This window comes from Sphingomonas sp. URHD0057, from assembly GCF_000620665.1.
Lineage (GTDB): Bacteria > Pseudomonadota > Alphaproteobacteria > Sphingomonadales > Sphingomonadaceae > Sphingomicrobium.
Genome location: NZ_JIAU01000012.1, coordinates 40,145 through 56,457, shown reverse-complemented (window position 1 = coordinate 56,457; position 16,313 = coordinate 40,145). Strand labels below are relative to the sequence as shown.

At 62.5% G+C, this 16,313-nt stretch carries 14 protein-coding genes and 2 pseudogenes; 6 read left to right on the top strand and 10 right to left on the bottom strand.

Going from position 1 to position 16,313, the window contains the following annotated elements; all coding sequences use genetic code 11:
• Positions 1-97: 97 nt before the first annotated feature.
• Entirely contained in the window at positions 98-496 is a 399-nt protein-coding gene (locus N539_RS0108430; protein ID WP_028969901.1) for a hypothetical protein, read from the bottom strand.
• Between the two features lie 199 nt (positions 497-695).
• Here N539_RS0108430 and N539_RS18495 point away from each other — a divergent pair, with 199 nt between their 5' ends.
• The gene (locus tag N539_RS18495; protein WP_156029845.1) at positions 696-983 is read left to right on the top strand and encodes a hypothetical protein; all 288 of its coding nucleotides are present in this window, start codon (positions 696-698) and stop codon (positions 981-983) included.
• A 269-nt stretch (positions 984-1,252) separates the two neighbouring features.
• On the opposite strand, the gene N539_RS18170 is transcribed toward N539_RS18495, so the two are convergent.
• The 6 genes and pseudogenes from N539_RS18170 to N539_RS0108395 all read right to left on the bottom strand — a co-directional run bounded on the left by N539_RS18170 (position 1,253) and on the right by N539_RS0108395 (position 5,134).
• Positions 1,253-1,531 carry a helix-turn-helix domain-containing protein gene (locus tag N539_RS18170; RefSeq protein ID WP_269319425.1) on the bottom strand — a complete coding sequence of 93 codons (279 nt, stop codon included), beginning with the start codon at positions 1,529-1,531 and terminating at the stop codon, positions 1,253-1,255.
• Positions 1,528-1,728 carry a DUF2274 domain-containing protein gene (locus N539_RS16225; protein ID WP_197018389.1) on the bottom strand — a complete coding sequence of 67 codons (201 nt, stop codon included), beginning with the start codon at positions 1,726-1,728 and terminating at the stop codon, positions 1,528-1,530. Before N539_RS16225 ends, N539_RS18170 begins: the two co-directional genes overlap by 4 nt.
• 22 nt (positions 1,729-1,750) lie before the next feature.
• Positions 1,751-2,914, bottom strand: coding sequence for a TrbI/VirB10 family protein (locus N539_RS0108410; protein WP_028969899.1), 1,164 nt, complete (start codon positions 2,912-2,914; stop codon positions 1,751-1,753).
• A pseudogene (locus N539_RS18490) lies at positions 2,911-3,057 on the bottom strand (P-type conjugative transfer protein TrbG); the annotation flags it as partial. The pseudogene N539_RS18490 and the gene N539_RS0108410, both read right to left, overlap by 4 nt.
• 562 nt (positions 3,058-3,619) lie before the next feature.
• Complete coding sequence (locus tag N539_RS16220; protein WP_051531659.1) at positions 3,620-4,600, bottom strand: DUF3363 domain-containing protein; 981 nt, start codon at positions 4,598-4,600, stop codon at positions 3,620-3,622.
• 12 nt (positions 4,601-4,612) lie between these two features.
• The gene (locus tag N539_RS0108395; protein WP_156029844.1) at positions 4,613-5,134 is read right to left on the bottom strand and encodes a hypothetical protein; all 522 of its coding nucleotides are present in this window, start codon (positions 5,132-5,134) and stop codon (positions 4,613-4,615) included.
• Positions 5,135-6,099: 965 nt separating this feature from the next.
• Here N539_RS0108395 and N539_RS16215 point away from each other — a divergent pair.
• The 3 genes and pseudogenes from N539_RS16215 to N539_RS18780 form a co-directional block, all read left to right on the top strand.
• Positions 6,100-6,546, top strand: a pseudogene (locus N539_RS16215) (IS1595 family transposase); the annotation flags it as partial.
• Positions 6,547-7,239: 693 nt separating this feature from the next.
• Positions 7,240-9,168 carry an acyltransferase family protein gene (locus N539_RS16210; protein ID WP_081774279.1) on the top strand — a complete coding sequence of 643 codons (1,929 nt, stop codon included), beginning with the start codon at positions 7,240-7,242 and terminating at the stop codon, positions 9,166-9,168.
• A gap of 307 nt (positions 9,169-9,475) precedes the next feature.
• The gene (locus N539_RS18780; RefSeq protein WP_197018388.1) at positions 9,476-9,613 is read left to right on the top strand and encodes a hypothetical protein; all 138 of its coding nucleotides are present in this window, start codon (positions 9,476-9,478) and stop codon (positions 9,611-9,613) included.
• 29 nt (positions 9,614-9,642) lie between these two features.
• Here N539_RS18780 and N539_RS17765 read toward each other — a convergent pair whose 3' ends face one another.
• Positions 9,643-11,964: a M10 family metallopeptidase C-terminal domain-containing protein gene (locus N539_RS17765; protein ID WP_051531656.1), complete on the bottom strand. Its 2,322-nt coding sequence runs from the start codon at positions 11,962-11,964 to the stop codon at positions 9,643-9,645.
• A 366-nt stretch (positions 11,965-12,330) separates the two neighbouring features.
• On the opposite strand from N539_RS17765, the gene N539_RS16200 reads away from it, so the two are divergent.
• Together N539_RS16200 and N539_RS0108355 are read left to right on the top strand one after the other, a co-directional pair.
• On the top strand, positions 12,331-13,623 hold the full coding sequence (locus N539_RS16200; protein ID WP_197018387.1) for an exopolysaccharide biosynthesis polyprenyl glycosylphosphotransferase: 1,293 nt from the start codon (positions 12,331-12,333) through the stop codon (positions 13,621-13,623).
• A gap of 90 nt (positions 13,624-13,713) precedes the next feature.
• The gene (locus N539_RS0108355) at positions 13,714-14,574 is read left to right on the top strand and encodes a hypothetical protein (protein ID WP_156029842.1); all 861 of its coding nucleotides are present in this window, start codon (positions 13,714-13,716) and stop codon (positions 14,572-14,574) included.
• A gap of 76 nt (positions 14,575-14,650) precedes the next feature.
• Here the strand turns inward: N539_RS0108355 and N539_RS16195 are convergent, their stop codons facing one another.
• Together N539_RS16195 and N539_RS0108345 are read right to left on the bottom strand one after the other, a co-directional pair.
• Complete coding sequence (locus N539_RS16195; RefSeq protein ID WP_051531654.1) at positions 14,651-15,502, bottom strand: metallophosphoesterase; 852 nt, start codon at positions 15,500-15,502, stop codon at positions 14,651-14,653.
• A 2-nt stretch (positions 15,503-15,504) separates the two neighbouring features.
• Positions 15,505-16,287, bottom strand: coding sequence for a sulfite exporter TauE/SafE family protein (locus N539_RS0108345; RefSeq protein WP_028969895.1), 783 nt, complete (start codon positions 16,285-16,287; stop codon positions 15,505-15,507).
• Positions 16,288-16,313 lie beyond the last annotated feature (26 nt).

Genomic DNA, 16,313 nt, shown 5'->3' with positions numbered 1-16,313 from the left:
AAAGCGAGGTCATGAGCGCCAATGCGCCGGCAGCGCGTACCAAATACAGGCTCTTCATGACGCCTCCTTATCCTGGGCTAACCGATGACGTTCCTGATCAGGCCGGGCTGTTGGAATTGTTGTTGTTCTTGCGGACCAGGAAGTAAATGAGCGCACCCGCGGCAAGGGCGCCGAGCCCAAGCAGCAGCGGGTCGAACGCCAAGCCACCACCCGCGGCCTCGACCGGCGGAACCGGGATCGGGGCCGGCGGCGCGCTTTGCGCCACCGGCGGCGCAGCGTCGGTCACCGGAAGCACGCAATTCGCGGGCGCCTGAGCAGCTGCGGCAACCGCGGCGGCACCGCACAAAGCGGCAGCCGGAGCGCCGCCGGTCATCGCCGACAATGTCGCCCACGGATTGGCAAAAACGGGGGCAGCGCTCGATGCGGCAACCGCACCGGTTGAGCTGACGAACAATGATCCGGCGATCAAAACGCCTACAGTGTCCTTGAACTGCATCGCGCATCTCCTGGCTTCGGTAGAGGCCCCATAACCTTCGCCCAGCCGCAACACTTAGGCCGGAGGAAAGTTCAACCGAGCCCGTGAATATTAGAATGCAGGCCGCAACCGGTTCGGCCAATAGCTAGAGCGCCGGCTTGCGCCGCGGCCGCGGCGAACGCGCGGAGCCGGCAAAGCCAGGAACAGCAGCAGTCTCCAAATGTTCATTCATCGCATCGTTGTAGCTTATGGTGCGATAGAATACCCTGCGTACACTGGCCCGCCCTTGATCCCTTGGGCGGGCCTTCTTTATGAGAACGCAATGCCGAGGCGCGCGGGCAGAGACCGCCTGAACTATGACCGGGAAGTGCTCATTCGTGCGCTCGACGATTATGCGGCGCGCAAGATCGCGAACGTAAGCGAAGCGGAGAGGGTCGCCGTAATTGCCACCTTGAAACGTAGGGTGGCCCAACTTGATGCGAAGATCGAAGAGTGGGATCAATCGTGAGGCCCACCGCCGGTCATCTTGGTCAATCTGACGAAGCGAGCCTCGCCGTTTCCTGATCAGGCGGTGCTCTTTTCGTAGGGTCGCGCGGGTTCGCGCGACATCCGCCGAACCGGTGCCGAAAGAAGGAAGCGGTCCGGCCGCAACGAGGATCAAGACCGAACCGCTTCCCAACTGACGAGAAGCCCCTCGCAGCACTTACCGAGCACGTCGCGAAGGGCTTCTTGATTAGCGCTACTGGCTTTGGTGATCGGCGACCAGCTTCGTTCGTCTCACCGAGCTCGGCCCATTCCGGCGGTCTCGCGTGTCTCGGCCGATTCGGTGCAATGACTCGCTGAGGAAGCCGATACGGGCACTCGCCGGCTGAGAACAAAGCGGCGAACACTCTCTACCAAAATCAAGGTCGAGCTTCCGACCTTTGCATGTTCGATGTCGCCGCTCTTCATCAACTCGTAGATGCGGGAGCGGCTGAGACCCGTCATCCGGACCGCCTCCGGGACCTTGACGCTGATCGGCTCAGCCGCGCCGGTCTCCGATCTAGACGCGCTCACGATGAGCCCCCCTTCTTGCGTAGCCGCATGAACCCGCGGTCGCTCTCCAGAAAGCTTGCCAGCATCGCCGGGATGAGCTCCTGCACCGGCTCCGGTTCGCCGTACGCCTGACCGTAGATCTGCGAATAGTCACCGAGCGCCTGATTGAGCTCGGGCGAAACGGTGACGGTGATCTTGACCGGTGTCCGGCCGGCCATTTGCGAAGCTTCAGATCCGCCATCATCCCCTCCACGGCTGAAGGACGAGGTCCTTGTTCAAGAGGATTCGCACGGGCCAGCCGGGGCGCACCCTGATCGTCGGCTGGACGTTGAGGTTGCGACTCGTGATCTGGTCGCCGGCATGCGCCGCATTCTGCTGGGTCGATTCGCGGATCGCGCGCACGAGGTCGCTCCCGCCGCCGCCGAGGCTCAGCTGCGTGCCGACCCCGAGCATGGTCGACAAAGCGATGCCCTTGAGCAGCGGCCATGTGTGCGTATCGACCTGATCATGGAGACCGGCATAACCCGAGCCCTCCGTCGCCTGCATGTTGTCGAGCCGAATGGATGAACCATCGGGCAGCACGATCCGCGTCCACACCAGCAAGGCGCGGCGCTGCCCATGACCGACGGCGCAGTCGTAGCTGCCAATCACCCGCGCGCCCTGAGGAATAAGGATCGCGCGCCCGGTCGCGCTGTCCCGCACGTTCTCGGTGACCTGCGCAAGCACGGTTCCCGGCAGGTCCGAGTTGAGCCCGGTGATCAGGCTTGCCGGAATCACCGTTCCGGCGCTCAGGGTCCAGGGTGACCGCGCCGCGCTGATTTGGTGCGGGTTGACGTCCCCCTCGCCGGCTGGCCGCGCGAACTCGATCTTTGCCTGCGCTGATGCCGGGATTGCGGCGGACGCCGAAGTCGCTTCTTCTCTCGGTGCCGCGCCCGGCGCAGGTTCAGGCACCAGCGCCGGTGCCGCACCGGTACCGAGCTGCACGATCAGCGGCGAAGATAGCGCCGCCTCCCTCGCGGCCGCACCTGCGGTATCGGCCGGTGCCGGGACAAGAGGGTCCGGGACGCCGCGCTGCTGCTCGAGAATCGGGCGGCCGAGATCCCCAGGAAGCGGCGGGCCCAGCCGCGGGACATCGCCATAGCTGCCCGGCACGTCGGCAAGCGCGTCCGCCCCGCCCTTGCGCCCAGGCTCGTCGGTTTCGGCCATAGTCGCGACCTTGCGAAAGTTCGGTGGCTGCAGCGCCAGCCACGACAGCGTGACGAGCGCTGCCGCAAGGGCGCCCGTCGTCCCGACGATCAGCCCGCGACGGAAGCGGACCGCCGGGCGTGGACTGCCGCGCAGCACGAGCGTTTCGGGATCTTCCTTGGACTGCGGCGGTGGAGGCGCTTGAAGAGGCTCGTTCATGAGCCCCTCCCGCCTCGCCCGCGGCCTCCATTCTGGCGGACGATCCGCACCACCTGCTGGCGCCCCTCGCCGAGCCGCAACTCGGCGGCGGCGAACAGCCGATCGACGACATAGTAGCGGCCGCGCAATCGATAATTGACCACCAGGGGAAGAGCGCCCACGGACGGTAGAAAGGCAGACCGCGAAGCTCGAACCAGGGCCGCCCAAGCTCGGGCTGATAAGCGAGCATCGAGGCCGCCCATTGCGTCGCCGCCCACAGCCCAAGCACCACGATCGCGAACGTGATCAGGATCTGTCCGATCAGCAGCTTCGTCGGCGTCATGTCCGGGCTCCCCCGCCGCCGGCCCCGTGCCGGCGATGGACAAGCTCATCGGCCGGAAGGGCGAGTCGGCGACAGCGCCTGTCGGACGCACCGAGCGATCGTTCGGCGAATCCCAGGATGACGACGCAAGTCGCGCCGGACCGGCGGAGTTCAGGCTTGCCCCGGGCCGCTGCGGGTCAGAGACGATGCATGATTACCTATTTCAATCAGTTATGGCGGCACCTGTTCGTCGCCCCTGGGCGGCGAAGAGGAACTGAACGCCGGGGGTCATGTAATCCAGCACAATGCCTGGGCATGGGGCGATACGCGCGACGAGGTCCAGTCGAGCATGATCTCCGCGCTCCGCAATCTGAGTTCCGCGCTCGAGCAGACGAATGCCGTCCCTAGATCTCGATCCCGCGTCCCCGGCTGATTGTCCAGGAGATCGCGCCGCCCGAGCCAATTCGGCCGGAGACCTGCCGCCCGATCGCGCGCTCGAGCACCGGCTTCCACGGTACCAGCGCGAACCCGCGGCCATCGTCGATCATCGCGAAGCGGCCCGACGCCAGGTCGACACGCCGGCGGACAATGCCTTCCACACGCGCACCTCTGTGCGCGGGCTGAAAGTCGAGACCAGTGTCGCGCGCGATTGCGGCGGCGACCCGTTGAAGCTCGCGGCGTTCGAGCATTCCGATTGCGTCGGGGCGGCAGACCAGCCGCTGGCCGTCCAGCGATGCGAGCCCCTGCCCGATGAGCCATGCGCGGCGCTGCATTAGCGCCGCGCCGACCTCCCGCCCGAAACCCGCATCGCGAGCGCCTTGCGCAGGCGACACGAGCTCACGGTCGAGCCATGTCGCCCCGTCATGATCCGCCAGCCGCTGCAGCGGAAGCGGCGAGAGCAGCTCGATCGCGACCGGCGCATCGCGCGTCCGCAATGCCTCATAATGGCGCGCCCGCTCGAGGAAGTCGGGCGAGATCGACCAGGTTCCGCCTGGCGCACGCTCGACCCCGCCGGTCCTGCGCCGGATCGCTTCGAGGCGGCGGGCGTGGCTTTGCATGAAACCGGGCGAGGCGCTGCCGTCGGCGGCCCGATGAAGATCGACACTGTAGCGGCCGCCATTCCGAGCCGCGATGTCGGCAATTCGGCGGTCGGTCTCGCCGCCGGCGGGCGAGCGCGGGGCCAGGCGGACGATCGCTCCATCAGCCAAGGGCTCGATGGCCTCGCCCCTCCCGATGTCGACATAATGCGAGCGACCGTCGACGCCGTCGACGATCAGATAATGATGATCGGCCAGCTCGTCCGCGAGCCCGCGCGCGACGACCCTTCCGGTGACGCTCGTCCCCGCCTCCGCTGGGCAAATTGGAAATTCCCGAGCACTCCGCAACAGCCCGAGAAGTCATTCAACACCTGGTCTCGCCACTTCAAGCGCGGCACGCAAAGCTTGCTCCAACTCTTCAAGCGAATTGGCGGCCGTCGGGTAGGAAGCAGCCGTCGTCTCGACGAATGCCAAGAGTTCGCTCAAGCGGGCCCGCGTCCTCTTTTCGACGATTGCCGGCACCTCGGAAACATCGAACGGACGGCCCGCGGCGGCGCGCAGCTCGCGAGCGATGTTCGTGGTGCGCGCGGTGACGACACCGAACCGCTTCAAAAGAAGATGCCAGTGGACTCGAGCAGTCGAAATTGCCTTCTGGTCAGATTTCGAGCGAACCGGCGCAGTGGCGGGATCGAACAATTGCTCGGCCTGGCCGAGCAGGTCCGAAGGCACGTCGGCGCGCTGCCGAACCGCATCCCGCCGAAGGCGACTGGCGACATAAAGGGTATGATGCACGCGGCGGATCGCTTTGAGCAACGTCGCCCGCTCATCGGCTGCACTAATCATTGCCGCATCGAGGATGGTTTCGAGCACGGCCTCGCTCATCGCGCTCCGATAGGACTTCCACGCCTGGCTGCTTACTGCCGCCCGATTCAGAGCAGCGAGCGCTTGGTTCCGGCCGGCCGGGCTAAGAAGCTTCGGGGAGAAGGCCATATTCAGGCTTGACCTCGCCGTCCCCCCGAAGAGCCCACCGGCATGCATTCGGCAATTGGCCGCGCATCCGCCGGTAAACGCCCGGTGCGGCGACGGCTAAGCTGTGTCAGCGTCGTCGTCATGCGGCGCAGCGATCCCTTTTTCCTCGCAATGCAGCTGCTTCAAGGGCTGAAGTGCGCCGGCCATTGTCTCTATTCACCGAAGGAATGGGCAAAACCGAATAGCACTGACGCGAACACGAGGACGATTGTGATCGGCGATCACAATCGACTGGCGCTGCCTTCTATCCATGCTTTGACTCCAGCAAAGGATGAGATGCAAAGTTTGAGCATCAATCTGAACGTGCTCGCTTCTGGTCTGGTCTCGTACGCCCAGCGGACCGCCCGTCGACGACCTCGAGCTTCACAAGCGCACAACGTCCACTCAACACATGATGAGGTTGTTATCCTTTGCTCCGCGATCGTCAATCAAGTAGTCGGCGGTGATGATTGCAGCCGCCGCGCACAGGCCTTGATGAATAATCTGAGGCCCGCAAGCGACCAAATGAATGAGATTGCTGACGGTGCGCGGACAAGCAAGAGGCCCGCGGCGTCCTTCCTCAGCCGGCGGTCGACCGCCCATCGACCGCGAGGGACTGTGTTTGAATGTCGGCCAGCGGCGCTTCGCCACCGGGCTGAGGTTTGATCGGGACGACTGATTGGCAGGCGCTGGTGGGGCACGATCGAACGCGCAAGACGTTATACTTGACATACCCAGACCACCCAACTAGACCCATTACATGGATCGCTCTGTAGCCGCTTATCTCGTTGGTTTTGTGGTGATTGTGGCACTCGCGATCTTGGCTCTTAGTTGGTGATATGAAATGGCAAGCGCACATTCAGCCGCACTTCCACAACGAGGACGCAGCCTTCGCGTATGTTGAAGCGCGAGTTTGGCCTAACGGGCCGACTTGCCCTCACTGTGGCGGTGCCGACCGCATCAGCAAGATGGGTGGCAAATCGACCCGGAAAGGCCTGCACAAGTGTTACCAATGCAGGAGTCCATTCACCGTAAGAATGGGCACCGTCTTTGAGAGTTCCAAAGTGCCGCTGCACGTCTGGCTACAGGCCATGTATCTGAGCGCCGGATCGAAGAAGGGCATCAGCTCCAACCAGCTTGCCCGCACCTTAGGCCTGACCGTCAAAACCGCGTGGTTCCTGTCGCACCGTATCCGCGAAGCGATGCGCAAGGGCGACCTTGCCCCGTTCGGTGAGGACGGCGGCGCGGTTGAGGTCGATGAGACTTACATCGGTCGAAGCGCGGAATGCGTGGCGTCTATCAGCATTGCTGCGAGAAGCATTTGCACCGCATCTGGCCGAGTTTGAGTTTCGCTATTCGCAGCGCGAAGCGACCGGCAGCAATGACGCGGATCGCGCCGATGCCATGCTTCGTGGTATCATCGGCAAGCGCCAGATCTATCAAACAGCTGCTGCGAGGGCCTGATGCCCAAGGCAAAGAACCCGATCACGGAGGAGGAGCGCAGCAAGCGCTTCGAGGAAGAAGTCCGAAGGCGAAAGGCCGATGGAGACTTCGACCCAAAGGCGGCGGACGACGCGCTGGATAAGCTAGTGCGGACCAATTCCAGGGCCTAGCGCTGTAGCGCTGGAGCGAAGCCAAGAAGATGAGTAATTGCCCATGAACCCCGCGTTCAGTGCCGCAACGCCATATCTTTGGTGAGCTGCTCATTCCATTGCCTCACCAAATTCGACCACTCCGACAGCGGGCCTATGAATCCGGTCATGACCGTAAATCCGTGCCGTCAGTGCCGCCCTCATCGAAATAGCCGAACAGCATTGCGACGATCTTCGCTTTATAACTGGGCGGAAAGTCCCCGCCGCGATCTGAGCAAGGACGTCCATCTACCCTGCCCGAGGGGGTACGGTAAGTATAATGTCGCCAAAGCATTGGAATTGCTCAGCGCGCCTAGCCCCGAGCTTCGAAACCGAAGATAGGAGCTTATGACGACGACTCTGCTCCAGGCGGGAATGCGGGCCTTAGGTGCAGGTACGACGCGTGGAATTCCCGATCGCGCGCACCCGAGCAGCTTTACCTATCGAATTGACATCGATGGGCTGCGTGCGCTCGCAGTCTTGCCGGTCATGGCCTTCCACATGGGCATCCAGAGGCTTTCGGGTGGCTTTGTCGGGGTCGACATTTTTTTCGTGATCTCTGGCTATCTCATCAGTGCCCGGATCATCGCCGATGTCGAGAACCGGAGATTCTCGATTATTGACTTTTACCTCAGGCGAATTCGCCGAATTTTCCCCGCCTTGTTCGTCATGCTTGCCGGGACAACCATCGCCGCTGCTGCGATCAGCTACCCGAGCGACTTTCGGGAATATGGCCGGGCTCTCGTCGCCTCTGCCCTCTCCGTCTCCAACATCTATTTCTGGAGCTCCCAGGACTATTTCTCCGCCGACCAGGCCGCGCCCTTGCTGCACACCTGGTCGCTCGCTGTCGAAGAGCAATTCTACCTCCTGTTCCCGCCGCTGATCCTTGTCCTTTTCCTGTCCCTGCGGCAGCGGATGACCCTCGCCTTATGGTTGCTTCTTGCGGCTTCGCTCCTGCTCGCCTCCGTCGAGGCATTCAGGAACCCGACCCTAGCTTTCTATTGGCCACATACGAGGATCTGGGAATTCCTCATCGGAACATTGCTGGTTCGGGCTCGTCTGCCACTTCTCGACCGCCGGCCCGTGCGCGACGCCAGCGCTTTTTTCGGCCTCGCCATCATCGTCGCGTCGTTCTTCATCATCAACAAACGCATGCCCTTCCCGGGCTTGCTTGCAGTTCCGCCGTGCCTCGGCGCAGCGCTGCTGATCGCGGCGGGCGAGCATGGCGAAACGTTCCCTTCGCGATTGTTGCGCCTACCTCCGGTGCGCTTCATCGGGTTGATCTCTTACTCCTTGTACCTGTGGCATTGGCCGATCATCGCCTTCTTCGAGCAAGCCAAGCCCACGCAATTCCTAAGCGTGACGGACAAAGCGCTTGTCGGCGCCGCGACCCTGATCGTTGCCTCCCTCTCCTGGCGCTTCGTCGAACAGCCGTTCCGGCGAACCAAAGCCGGGAAAAGGCGAGTCTTCCTTTCAGCCGCCGGTGCCGCTGCGCTCCTCGCCGGCGCTGGCGGCGCCATCATTGTTGGCAACGGCTACCCCGGCCGCCTAAGCGTCGAGGAGCAGCGGCTCGCGAGCTACGCGCTCGATCGCGCGCCTCCCCGCGCTCAAGGCTGCCTTGGCCTGCTGCGGTCCAGGTTCTCGGATTTCAGGCCTGACGTGTGCCTGAAGCGGGATCCGAAGCGGAATGACATCCTTTTGATCGGCGACAGCCATGCAAACCATTTTTGGCACGGATTGGCTCGCTTTTCCGGCGCCAACGTCATGGAAGCGACGGTCAACGGCTGTCCTCCGCTGCTAAGCAGCCTTTCAAGCGATGACCCGCTTTGCCGCGAGATGACCCGCTATCTGCTGCAGCGGCTGTCCTCGGGCCGGCAGGACAAAGTCATCCTCTCGGCCAGGTGGAGGAAGGGTCAAGCGAAGGACCTCGACCGAATGCTGTCATGGCTGCAAAACCGGCACATCGAAACTGTCGTGGTCGGCCCCGTTCCGGAATATAATGGTCCGCTGCCCCAGCTCCTTGCCCTTGCGTTTCGGCGCAACGCGCCGGACCTGCCGCGCAAGCACCTCATCCACGGCGTCCGCGCGACCGACGGGATGATCGCGGCGGTCGCCGCTCGGCATGGCGTTCGCTATCTCTCCCCTTATCGGGCGCTCTGTTCCGATGACGGCGGGTGCACGGCAATCACGCCTGGCGGCGCGGCGATGCAGCACGATTATGGGCATCTCACCACCGAGGGCTCGGATTATGTCGTCGAGCACATGCTTCGCACCTGATCGATCGCCTTACTGATCACCGCGGGCTGCTCGGCTGCTAGCCGGATCGCTAAACCGCGGACGCGCAACCTCCTGCCGAATTCACCGATCAGGGCACTCGAATGCTTCGGGCCGGGCATTGCCACTCCCGCGCCCTCGCAACGGTTCGTCTCAAAATCCCCCGAACCCAGCGCGTAACCGATTGTCTAGCTTTGCACTAGGGATTAGTTGGGAACTCATGGCAAACCCAAGATCGCGGCTGGCGCCTTCGGACCCGCGTTCGCTCGAAACACCCGTCCGATCGCCGTCCTCGAACAGGCATCTTCGCTTGGTGAAGGCATCGGGCGCGCCCCGCCCGCTTCTCGGAAAACTTGGGCGAGGAACCAAGCTGGCGATCCAGTTCGGGCTGGCGGGGCTAACCTGGTCGATCCTGATCCTGATCGCAGTTCTGCTCGGCCTTTTGTGATCAGTCCGGCTAAGATCCTAGGTTTCGTTTCAAAGGATGAGGTCGGACGATGAAAGCGGGACGGTGCCGACAAGATCGATCTGGATATCGGCAACCTTGTCTCCGTTGATATCGGCGTAAAGGTGCGTGACTCCCGGGTCCGAATGATCCACCCGGACGTCCCCGGCATGGCCCGAAAAAGCGTTAGTCCCGATGAAGGTGAACGCCTGATTGCCCTTTTGCTTCGAGCTCGCGTCGATCGCGCTCAGGTCGATCCGGTCAATTCCGGCTGTGAAGTCGGTGATCATGTCGTGCGCCTTCACGGTTGATTCGCCGGCCGCCCCATAAAGGTAAGTGTCCGCTCCCGCGCCACCCGCGAGCCGGTCGGCGCCCAAGCCGCCCGAAATAACGTCATTGCCCGCGCTGCCGCAGACGAAATCGTCGCCCGCTCCGGCGGCAATCTTGCCGATTTGGTCGAGGCTGACTTGGGAAAAGTCGAGGCTGTCGGCGTTGGCCGATCCTTGCATGGAAACATTCGTGAAGCCGTTGGCGCTGATCTCTTCGATGCCGGAAACGGCATGGAGGCCGATTACGGTGCCGTTGCTCATCGCGCGGATGGTGTCGGTTCCAGTACCGCCGTCGACCGTGTCGAAGCCGGACCCTGTGCCGCTGTAAGCGATGCAGTCGTCGCCGGCGCCGGCGCAAATGACGTCGTTGCCGCCACCCCCGCAGATCGTATCCGCGCGGGCCCCAGTGGTGATCTGGTCGTTCCCGGCAAGCCCGTTGACGGTATATTGGGCGTCGCAGCTCGCGGCGAGGACATCGTCAGCCGTGGTCCCGTTGAGGGCTTGGGGCGCCAGGATCGCCGCGGCCGGCGTGATTTCGATCGGGATGGCCTGGCTATAGGAGAGGCCCCCGGAATCCTTCCCGGATACGATGAGGAAGAGCGACGTCGGCTGATCGACGTCGAACGATGCGCCTTGGGCAATGAGGATCGCGCCGCTGTGGGGGTCGATCGTGAACCTGCCGCCGGCATCGTCGACCAAGGCATAAACCAGCGGGTCGCCGTCGGGATCATGCCCTGTGACGGTCCCCACCAAGGTTCCAGCCGGCGCATCTTCCTGAATAGTCCCGCCGCTCATGGCGATTGCGTCGGGAGCATGATTGGAAACGCTGGCGAGGTAAGCGATCAGGCTCTCGCCATTTGTGGAATAGCTGCCGGTCGCAGCGACGCCGACAACGGAAAGCGCGTACAGGCCGGAAATGCCGCTGCCGACGCTGATCCCCGCCCCGTCGGCATGAACAAAGGTCGTACCGGCGAAGGCGATCGATTGCCCGCCATCCATAACCACGATCGTGCTTGCGGAGCCGGAGTCCGCGAACACCCCTCCTTCAACCTTGACCGTCGCGCCGTTGAGAACCTGAATTTGGTATTGCCCGCCGGTGCCGCCATATTTCTCTGGGTCCGTCCCGACCGGGTTGATCAGGGTGACATTGTCCCCCCACAGCCGGTAGTTGTGTGCATTCTGATCGGAGACGGTGTCGATCAGGACGGTGTCGCGCGACTTGAGGTCGAAGCCGGCGTCGGCGTTGCCGCGAGCGATGCAATTCTCGAACGTCACATCGTAGACGCCGCCCTCGGTCGCGAAGCCGTCGCCATTCCAGTAAGCAGTGGTGCTCGAGACCGCATTTTCCATCGTGCAGCCGGTGACGAGGACGCCATGGACGGTCCCGTCGAGATGGATGCCCATGGCGTAACCGTCACCATCCTGGTGCTCACTGTCGCCAAACACGTTGCGGATGACGACATTGCTCGAATTATATCGAAGCTCGATCACGCTTTTGGAGAAGCCATGAACCTCCACGTCTTCGACCGTGAGCCCGGTGACGGTCGCGGTTGTCGCGGTTCCGCCGGCGACGTCCGCGAAGAAGCGCTGGACGTTGGTCGCCGACATGTCGCGAATGACGATATTGGAAATGTCGGCCGCCGCGCGAAATGCGGTTCCGACATTCTCGAACGCCATATGCTCGAAGACGAGGTTATCCGCGCCCGACGCGAGCTTGAAGATCTCGTTGCCGGCCGGGTTCGCGGAGGAATAGTCGGCCGGTCTTGTCCCGCTGATCACGATATCGTGCACGTTTCCAAAACTATCTTGACCCGTCACGGTCACCGGGGCGTCCGCGGTTCCGCCATGAGTGATCGTGAGGGTGCCGCTCAGATCATAAGCGCCTTGGTCTGAAAGAAGCACGACGGTGCCGCCGGCGCCGGCCAATTGGATCGCCTGGTTGAGTTTGGCGATCGGTAAAGCGTTCGAAGCGCTCGTCCCCGTCGCGGAGCCAAGCCCGGTCGGGCTGACGTAGATGATTGACATGATTTTCCCCGCAGAATCGGCTTTCTGCAAGGAACCTGATGGTTAACTCCCACCAAAGCCTCTTGAAACCTGGTTAACGCCAAGGTCGCGTCCGCTTTTTCAAGGTGCACGTCGCGTTTCAAATGCTGTTCCAGAATGGGATTCGCTTTAAATACCAAGTGCTTGACTTGAGGCCTTGAACAGCGTCCAACGCCCGCTTCGTTTTCGCCGGCTGCGTCTCTGAAGAGTTGCGTCAGCCTTGCTGGAGGAAAACAGGTGGAATTGGGGCCGTTTGCTCTCGACCGGGATAAGTCTTCGACGGTTGCACCCGCAGAGGAAGTCTTCGCGAGTTCGAAGGAGCGCGCGCGGTTTCATCTCTACCTTACCTTGATTGGGCTTGATCTTGCCGCCCTGCTCCTCGGCTATCTGATCGCCGGAACCTTGCGCACCGGACACGTTTTCCAGGTCCAAAGCCTGCGCCTGATCGGGGTCATGATTCCGACCTTCATCGGGGTCGCCTTCAATAATGGAGCCTATTCGATCGTTTCCCTGGAGCGCCCGGGCCGCGGCATCGCGAAGGCGTTCGAAGCATTGATGTTCAGCGTGGCGGCGGTCATCGCCTTGCTCTTTTATTTGAAGGTCAGCACCGACTTCTCACGCCTCATCTTTGGCATCGGCACGGTCTTTGGTGCGGCCTTGCTGGCCTTATCGCGCTGGTGCGTCGGCAATTGGGCGGGCCGGTCGCACAATTGGAGCTTCGAAAATACGCTCGTGCTCGTCGATGGTATCACCGTCGTGCCGCGTCACGGCGAGGTCATCGTCTTCGCCGACGAAATAGCTCTCAATCCCGCGGCCGACGATCCGTCGATACTCGACAAATTATCGAAGATTATCCGTCATTGCGAACGGGTGGTGGTCGCTTGCCCGCAGGAGCGCCGCGTCGCCTGGGCGCACATGCTCAAGGGATGCGCCATCGACGTCGAGATCGTCAGCCCGGAGCTCCTCACCTTGGGTGCGGTCGGCATCCGCACCGATCATGACCGCAAAACTTTGGTCGTCAGCAGCAGGCCGCTCGGCCTTCGCGATCGTGCGATGAAGCGCGCGCTGGACCTTGCCATTGCCGTTTCCGCGATCATCCTGTTCGGGCCCCTCATGCTGGTCATGGCGGCTCTAATAAAGCTCAGTTCGCGTGGCCCGGTCATGTTCAAGCAGGATCGGATGGGCCTTAACAACCACATCTTCAAACTGCTCAAGTTTCGGAGCATGCGTGCCGGCGATTCGGATCTAATGGGTTTGCGCTCGACCAGCCGGGACGACGAGCGGCTTACCGAATTGGGCAAGTTCCTCCGCAAGACGAGCCTCGACGAGCTTCCACAGCTCTTCAATGTGCTAGCTGGTGACATGAGCATTGTCGGCCCCCGTCCCCACGCTCTCGGCTCGATGGCCGAGGCCCGCCTGTTCTGGCACATCGAGCCTCGCTATTTCCACCGTCATGCGATGAAGCCGGGAATGACGGGCTTGGCCCAGGTTCGCGGCTATCGCGGCGCGACAGTCCGCGAGGCCGACCTTACCAACCGGCTGCAAAGCGATCTTGAGTATCTTGCCGGATGGACGATCTGGCGGGACTTCAGGATCATTGCCCGCACGTTCAAGGTTTTGACGAGTATGAACGCTTACTGATACTGGGCGGACTCGAATTTGCGCTTTTCAGCTTTCCCCTCCGCGTTTCCAGCGAAGCCAACGCGCCTTCAAGGCGTGATCGGCGTAGCATTGATCGCAGCAGCCGCAGCGGCAGCGGCGGGGTTTGGCCCAAGCTCCTCGAATGCCCGCGCTCTGAATGCGGCGCGAAGGCCGGCAATCCTGCTCACAGGCAAGAGCAGCGGCGCGACCTTGAGACCGGGCACTATCGATGGCGCCTATCGCGCGGTCGGGCCGCCCGGCAAGCTCCCAGTTTCAGACGTCACCATCGACGGGCTTCAGGCCCACGTCATCCGCGATTGCATACGGATCAACGGGACCCGCATTATCATCCGCAACGTCCATTGTTGGATGCTGCCACCGCCGCAACGCACGATGCACGAACTGCCCGAGGGCCTTCACATCAAATCCGGCGATCATATCCGGATTGAGGACAGCAGCTTTGAAGATTTCCAGATGAGCCTGGATGCGGCCGTCTACTGGAACGGTGATGGCGTCGCGGTTGAGCGTGGGGTCAGTGACATTTCATTCCGGAACGTCAGCGCCAACAATAACAGCGATGCGGGCTTCGACATCAAATCGCCGGTTTCGATGGACGGGGTAAGCGCTTCGGGCAACTGCCGCAACTTCCGCTTCTGGTCCGACGCCGACATCGGGACGATCAGGATCGGCGACGTCACCCGCCGGGGCGGAAGCAGCGCTTGCGCCGGGATTTGGGTGGGAGGTTCGCCGGGCCAAACCGGGCCGAGCATCAGGATCCGCAACCTCATCGTCAACGCATCGAAACCGCTCAAGATCGTCGCGGTTCAGAAAGGCAATGCGAGCATCCGGATCGACCGTTGCACAATCCGTGCGCCTCGCGGGTCCGAGCTCCTGAAAATGCAAAAGGGCTTGGGGAGCGCCGAGCTGGGGACCGGCTGCAAGGTCCTGTGACGATGCGCCCCGCCGGCGGTGCTCCTGTGGCCGCTTCGCGGCCTGTCCCTAAGACGAAGTTGCCGCCGCTCGCGCTTCAGCGATTCTTTGCCCGTGGCAACTGAACACGGCCCCTGATTGCTCGCTTTTGGCTCTGCACAGGAGACAATGTGATCAGCCACACATCGGGGGGGACGCCGAGCCGGATCGGAAGGTGACTCGTTCCAAGCCCGGCAGAGACGATCAGCGGGATTCCCGAGAAGTCCGACTTGCCGCAGGCGTAGCGCTTGTCGAGGGCGGTTCCGGTCAGCAGCGGCCCAATCAGCGGAATCGCGATCTGCCCGCAATGCGTGTGGCCGGCGAGGAACAGGTCTATTCCCGCCGGCGCCTTCTCGATGAAGTCGGGATGATGAGAAAGAGCGATATGCGGGCCGGGAAGCTTCCCGAGCCGTTTCATCGTGCGTTTCGGATGAAAGGAGATTCCCGCAACAGCCACCGGCCCAACCCGTACGGCACGGTCGTCGAGGACGGTTATATCAACGCTCGCAAGGGCGCGCTTCATGGTCGTTTCGATTGGTCCATCATGATTGCCGAGGACCGCGAAGGTTCCAAGGCGCGGGTGGAGGCGCCGAAACGGTGCCACAGCCGCATCCACGCTCACGCTCGGTCCCAGCGGCTTGTTGCCAAGGTAATCGCCGCCAAGCAGGACGAGGTCGGGATTGAGCACATCCAGCTTGCCTAATATTCGCGACAGGCGCGTCGGCGGCATGTCCGGTTCCTGAACATGAACGTCGGAGATGAAGAGAATCCGGAGCGGTTTCGTCAGGCCCTGGACCCGGACCTGTGCCGTTCGCACGATCGGATCGCGAACGGCTTGCCGATAGCCCACAGCAACGAGCGTCACCGCGACGAGCAGAAAGACCAGTGCAACGCTTCGAAAAAGGCTCATCGTCAGCCGGCGATCAGCCGCAACGCCACAACGACGAGGATGATCGCAAGCGCGCGCTGAATGAGAACCTCCCGCACCTTATGAACGAGCAGCGACCCGATGATGATTCCCGGCAGCGAGCCGATGAGGAGCGCAACCAGCAACCGCCACTCGACATTGCCGAGCCACAGGTGCCCAAGCCCGGCCGCGAGCGTGAGCGGAACCGCGTGAACGATATCTGTTCCCACAAGGCGCCGAAAATTCAGGCGAAGCGGGTAAAGGAAAATGAGCGCGGTCGCGCAAAGGGCCCCGCCACCGACCGAGGTGAGGGTGACCAGGATGCCGATGAAAAAGCCGACGATGACCGTCAGCGGTTTTTGCAGGGCCTTGAACGGAATTGGTTCGTGCAAGCGAAGACGCTCCCCCAGATGGTGAAGCCGTGACCGGAAGATCGTGGCGGCAGCGGTCAGCAGCAGCACGACTCCAAGCAGCGGGCTGATCCAGCCGTGGCTCCCCTTCATCTGCGGCGAGGCGGCGATCAGTCCCAAGGCCAGTAAGGCGCCCGGAATGCTTCCGAGACAGAGCAGGGCAACGACCTTGAGGTCGACGGCGCGTTTGTGGCGGTGGATCGCTCCACCAACGCTCTTGGTGATGCTCGCGAACCAGAGATCGGTCCCAACCGCGGTGGCGGGGCTAACCCCAAGCAGGAGGATCATGACGGGGGCCATCAGCGAGCCCCCACCAACGCCAGTGAAGCCCACGAGGAGACCCACAAGGAAACCCGCCGAGGACTGAGCTAAATCGATGGAATAACCCCGGAACTAAGGCTGCG

Bases quoted from the DNA above. Each gene is read 5' to 3' on its own strand.
- N539_RS0108430 (WP_028969901.1), bottom strand. From the start codon at position 496: ATGCAGTTCAAGGACACTGTAGGCGTTTTGATCGCCGGATCATTGTTC.
- N539_RS0108410 (WP_028969899.1), bottom strand. From the start codon at position 2,914: ATGAACGAGCCTCTTCAAGCGCCTCCACCGCCGCAGTCCAAGGAAGAT.
- N539_RS16225 (WP_197018389.1), bottom strand. From the start codon at position 1,728: ATGGCCGGCCGGACACCGGTCAAGATCACCGTCACCGTTTCGCCCGAG.
- N539_RS17765 (WP_051531656.1), bottom strand. From the start codon at position 11,964: ATGTCAATCATCTACGTCAGCCCGACCGGGCTTGGCTCCGCGACGGGG.
- N539_RS16195 (WP_051531654.1), bottom strand. From the start codon at position 15,502: ATGAGCCTTTTTCGAAGCGTTGCACTGGTCTTTCTGCTCGTCGCGGTG.
- N539_RS16210 (WP_081774279.1), top strand. From the start codon at position 7,240: ATGACGACGACTCTGCTCCAGGCGGGAATGCGGGCCTTAGGTGCAGGT.
- N539_RS18495 (WP_156029845.1), top strand. From the start codon at position 696: ATGTTCATTCATCGCATCGTTGTAGCTTATGGTGCGATAGAATACCCT.
- N539_RS0108395 (WP_156029844.1), bottom strand. From the start codon at position 5,134: ATGAGCGAGGCCGTGCTCGAAACCATCCTCGATGCGGCAATGATTAGT.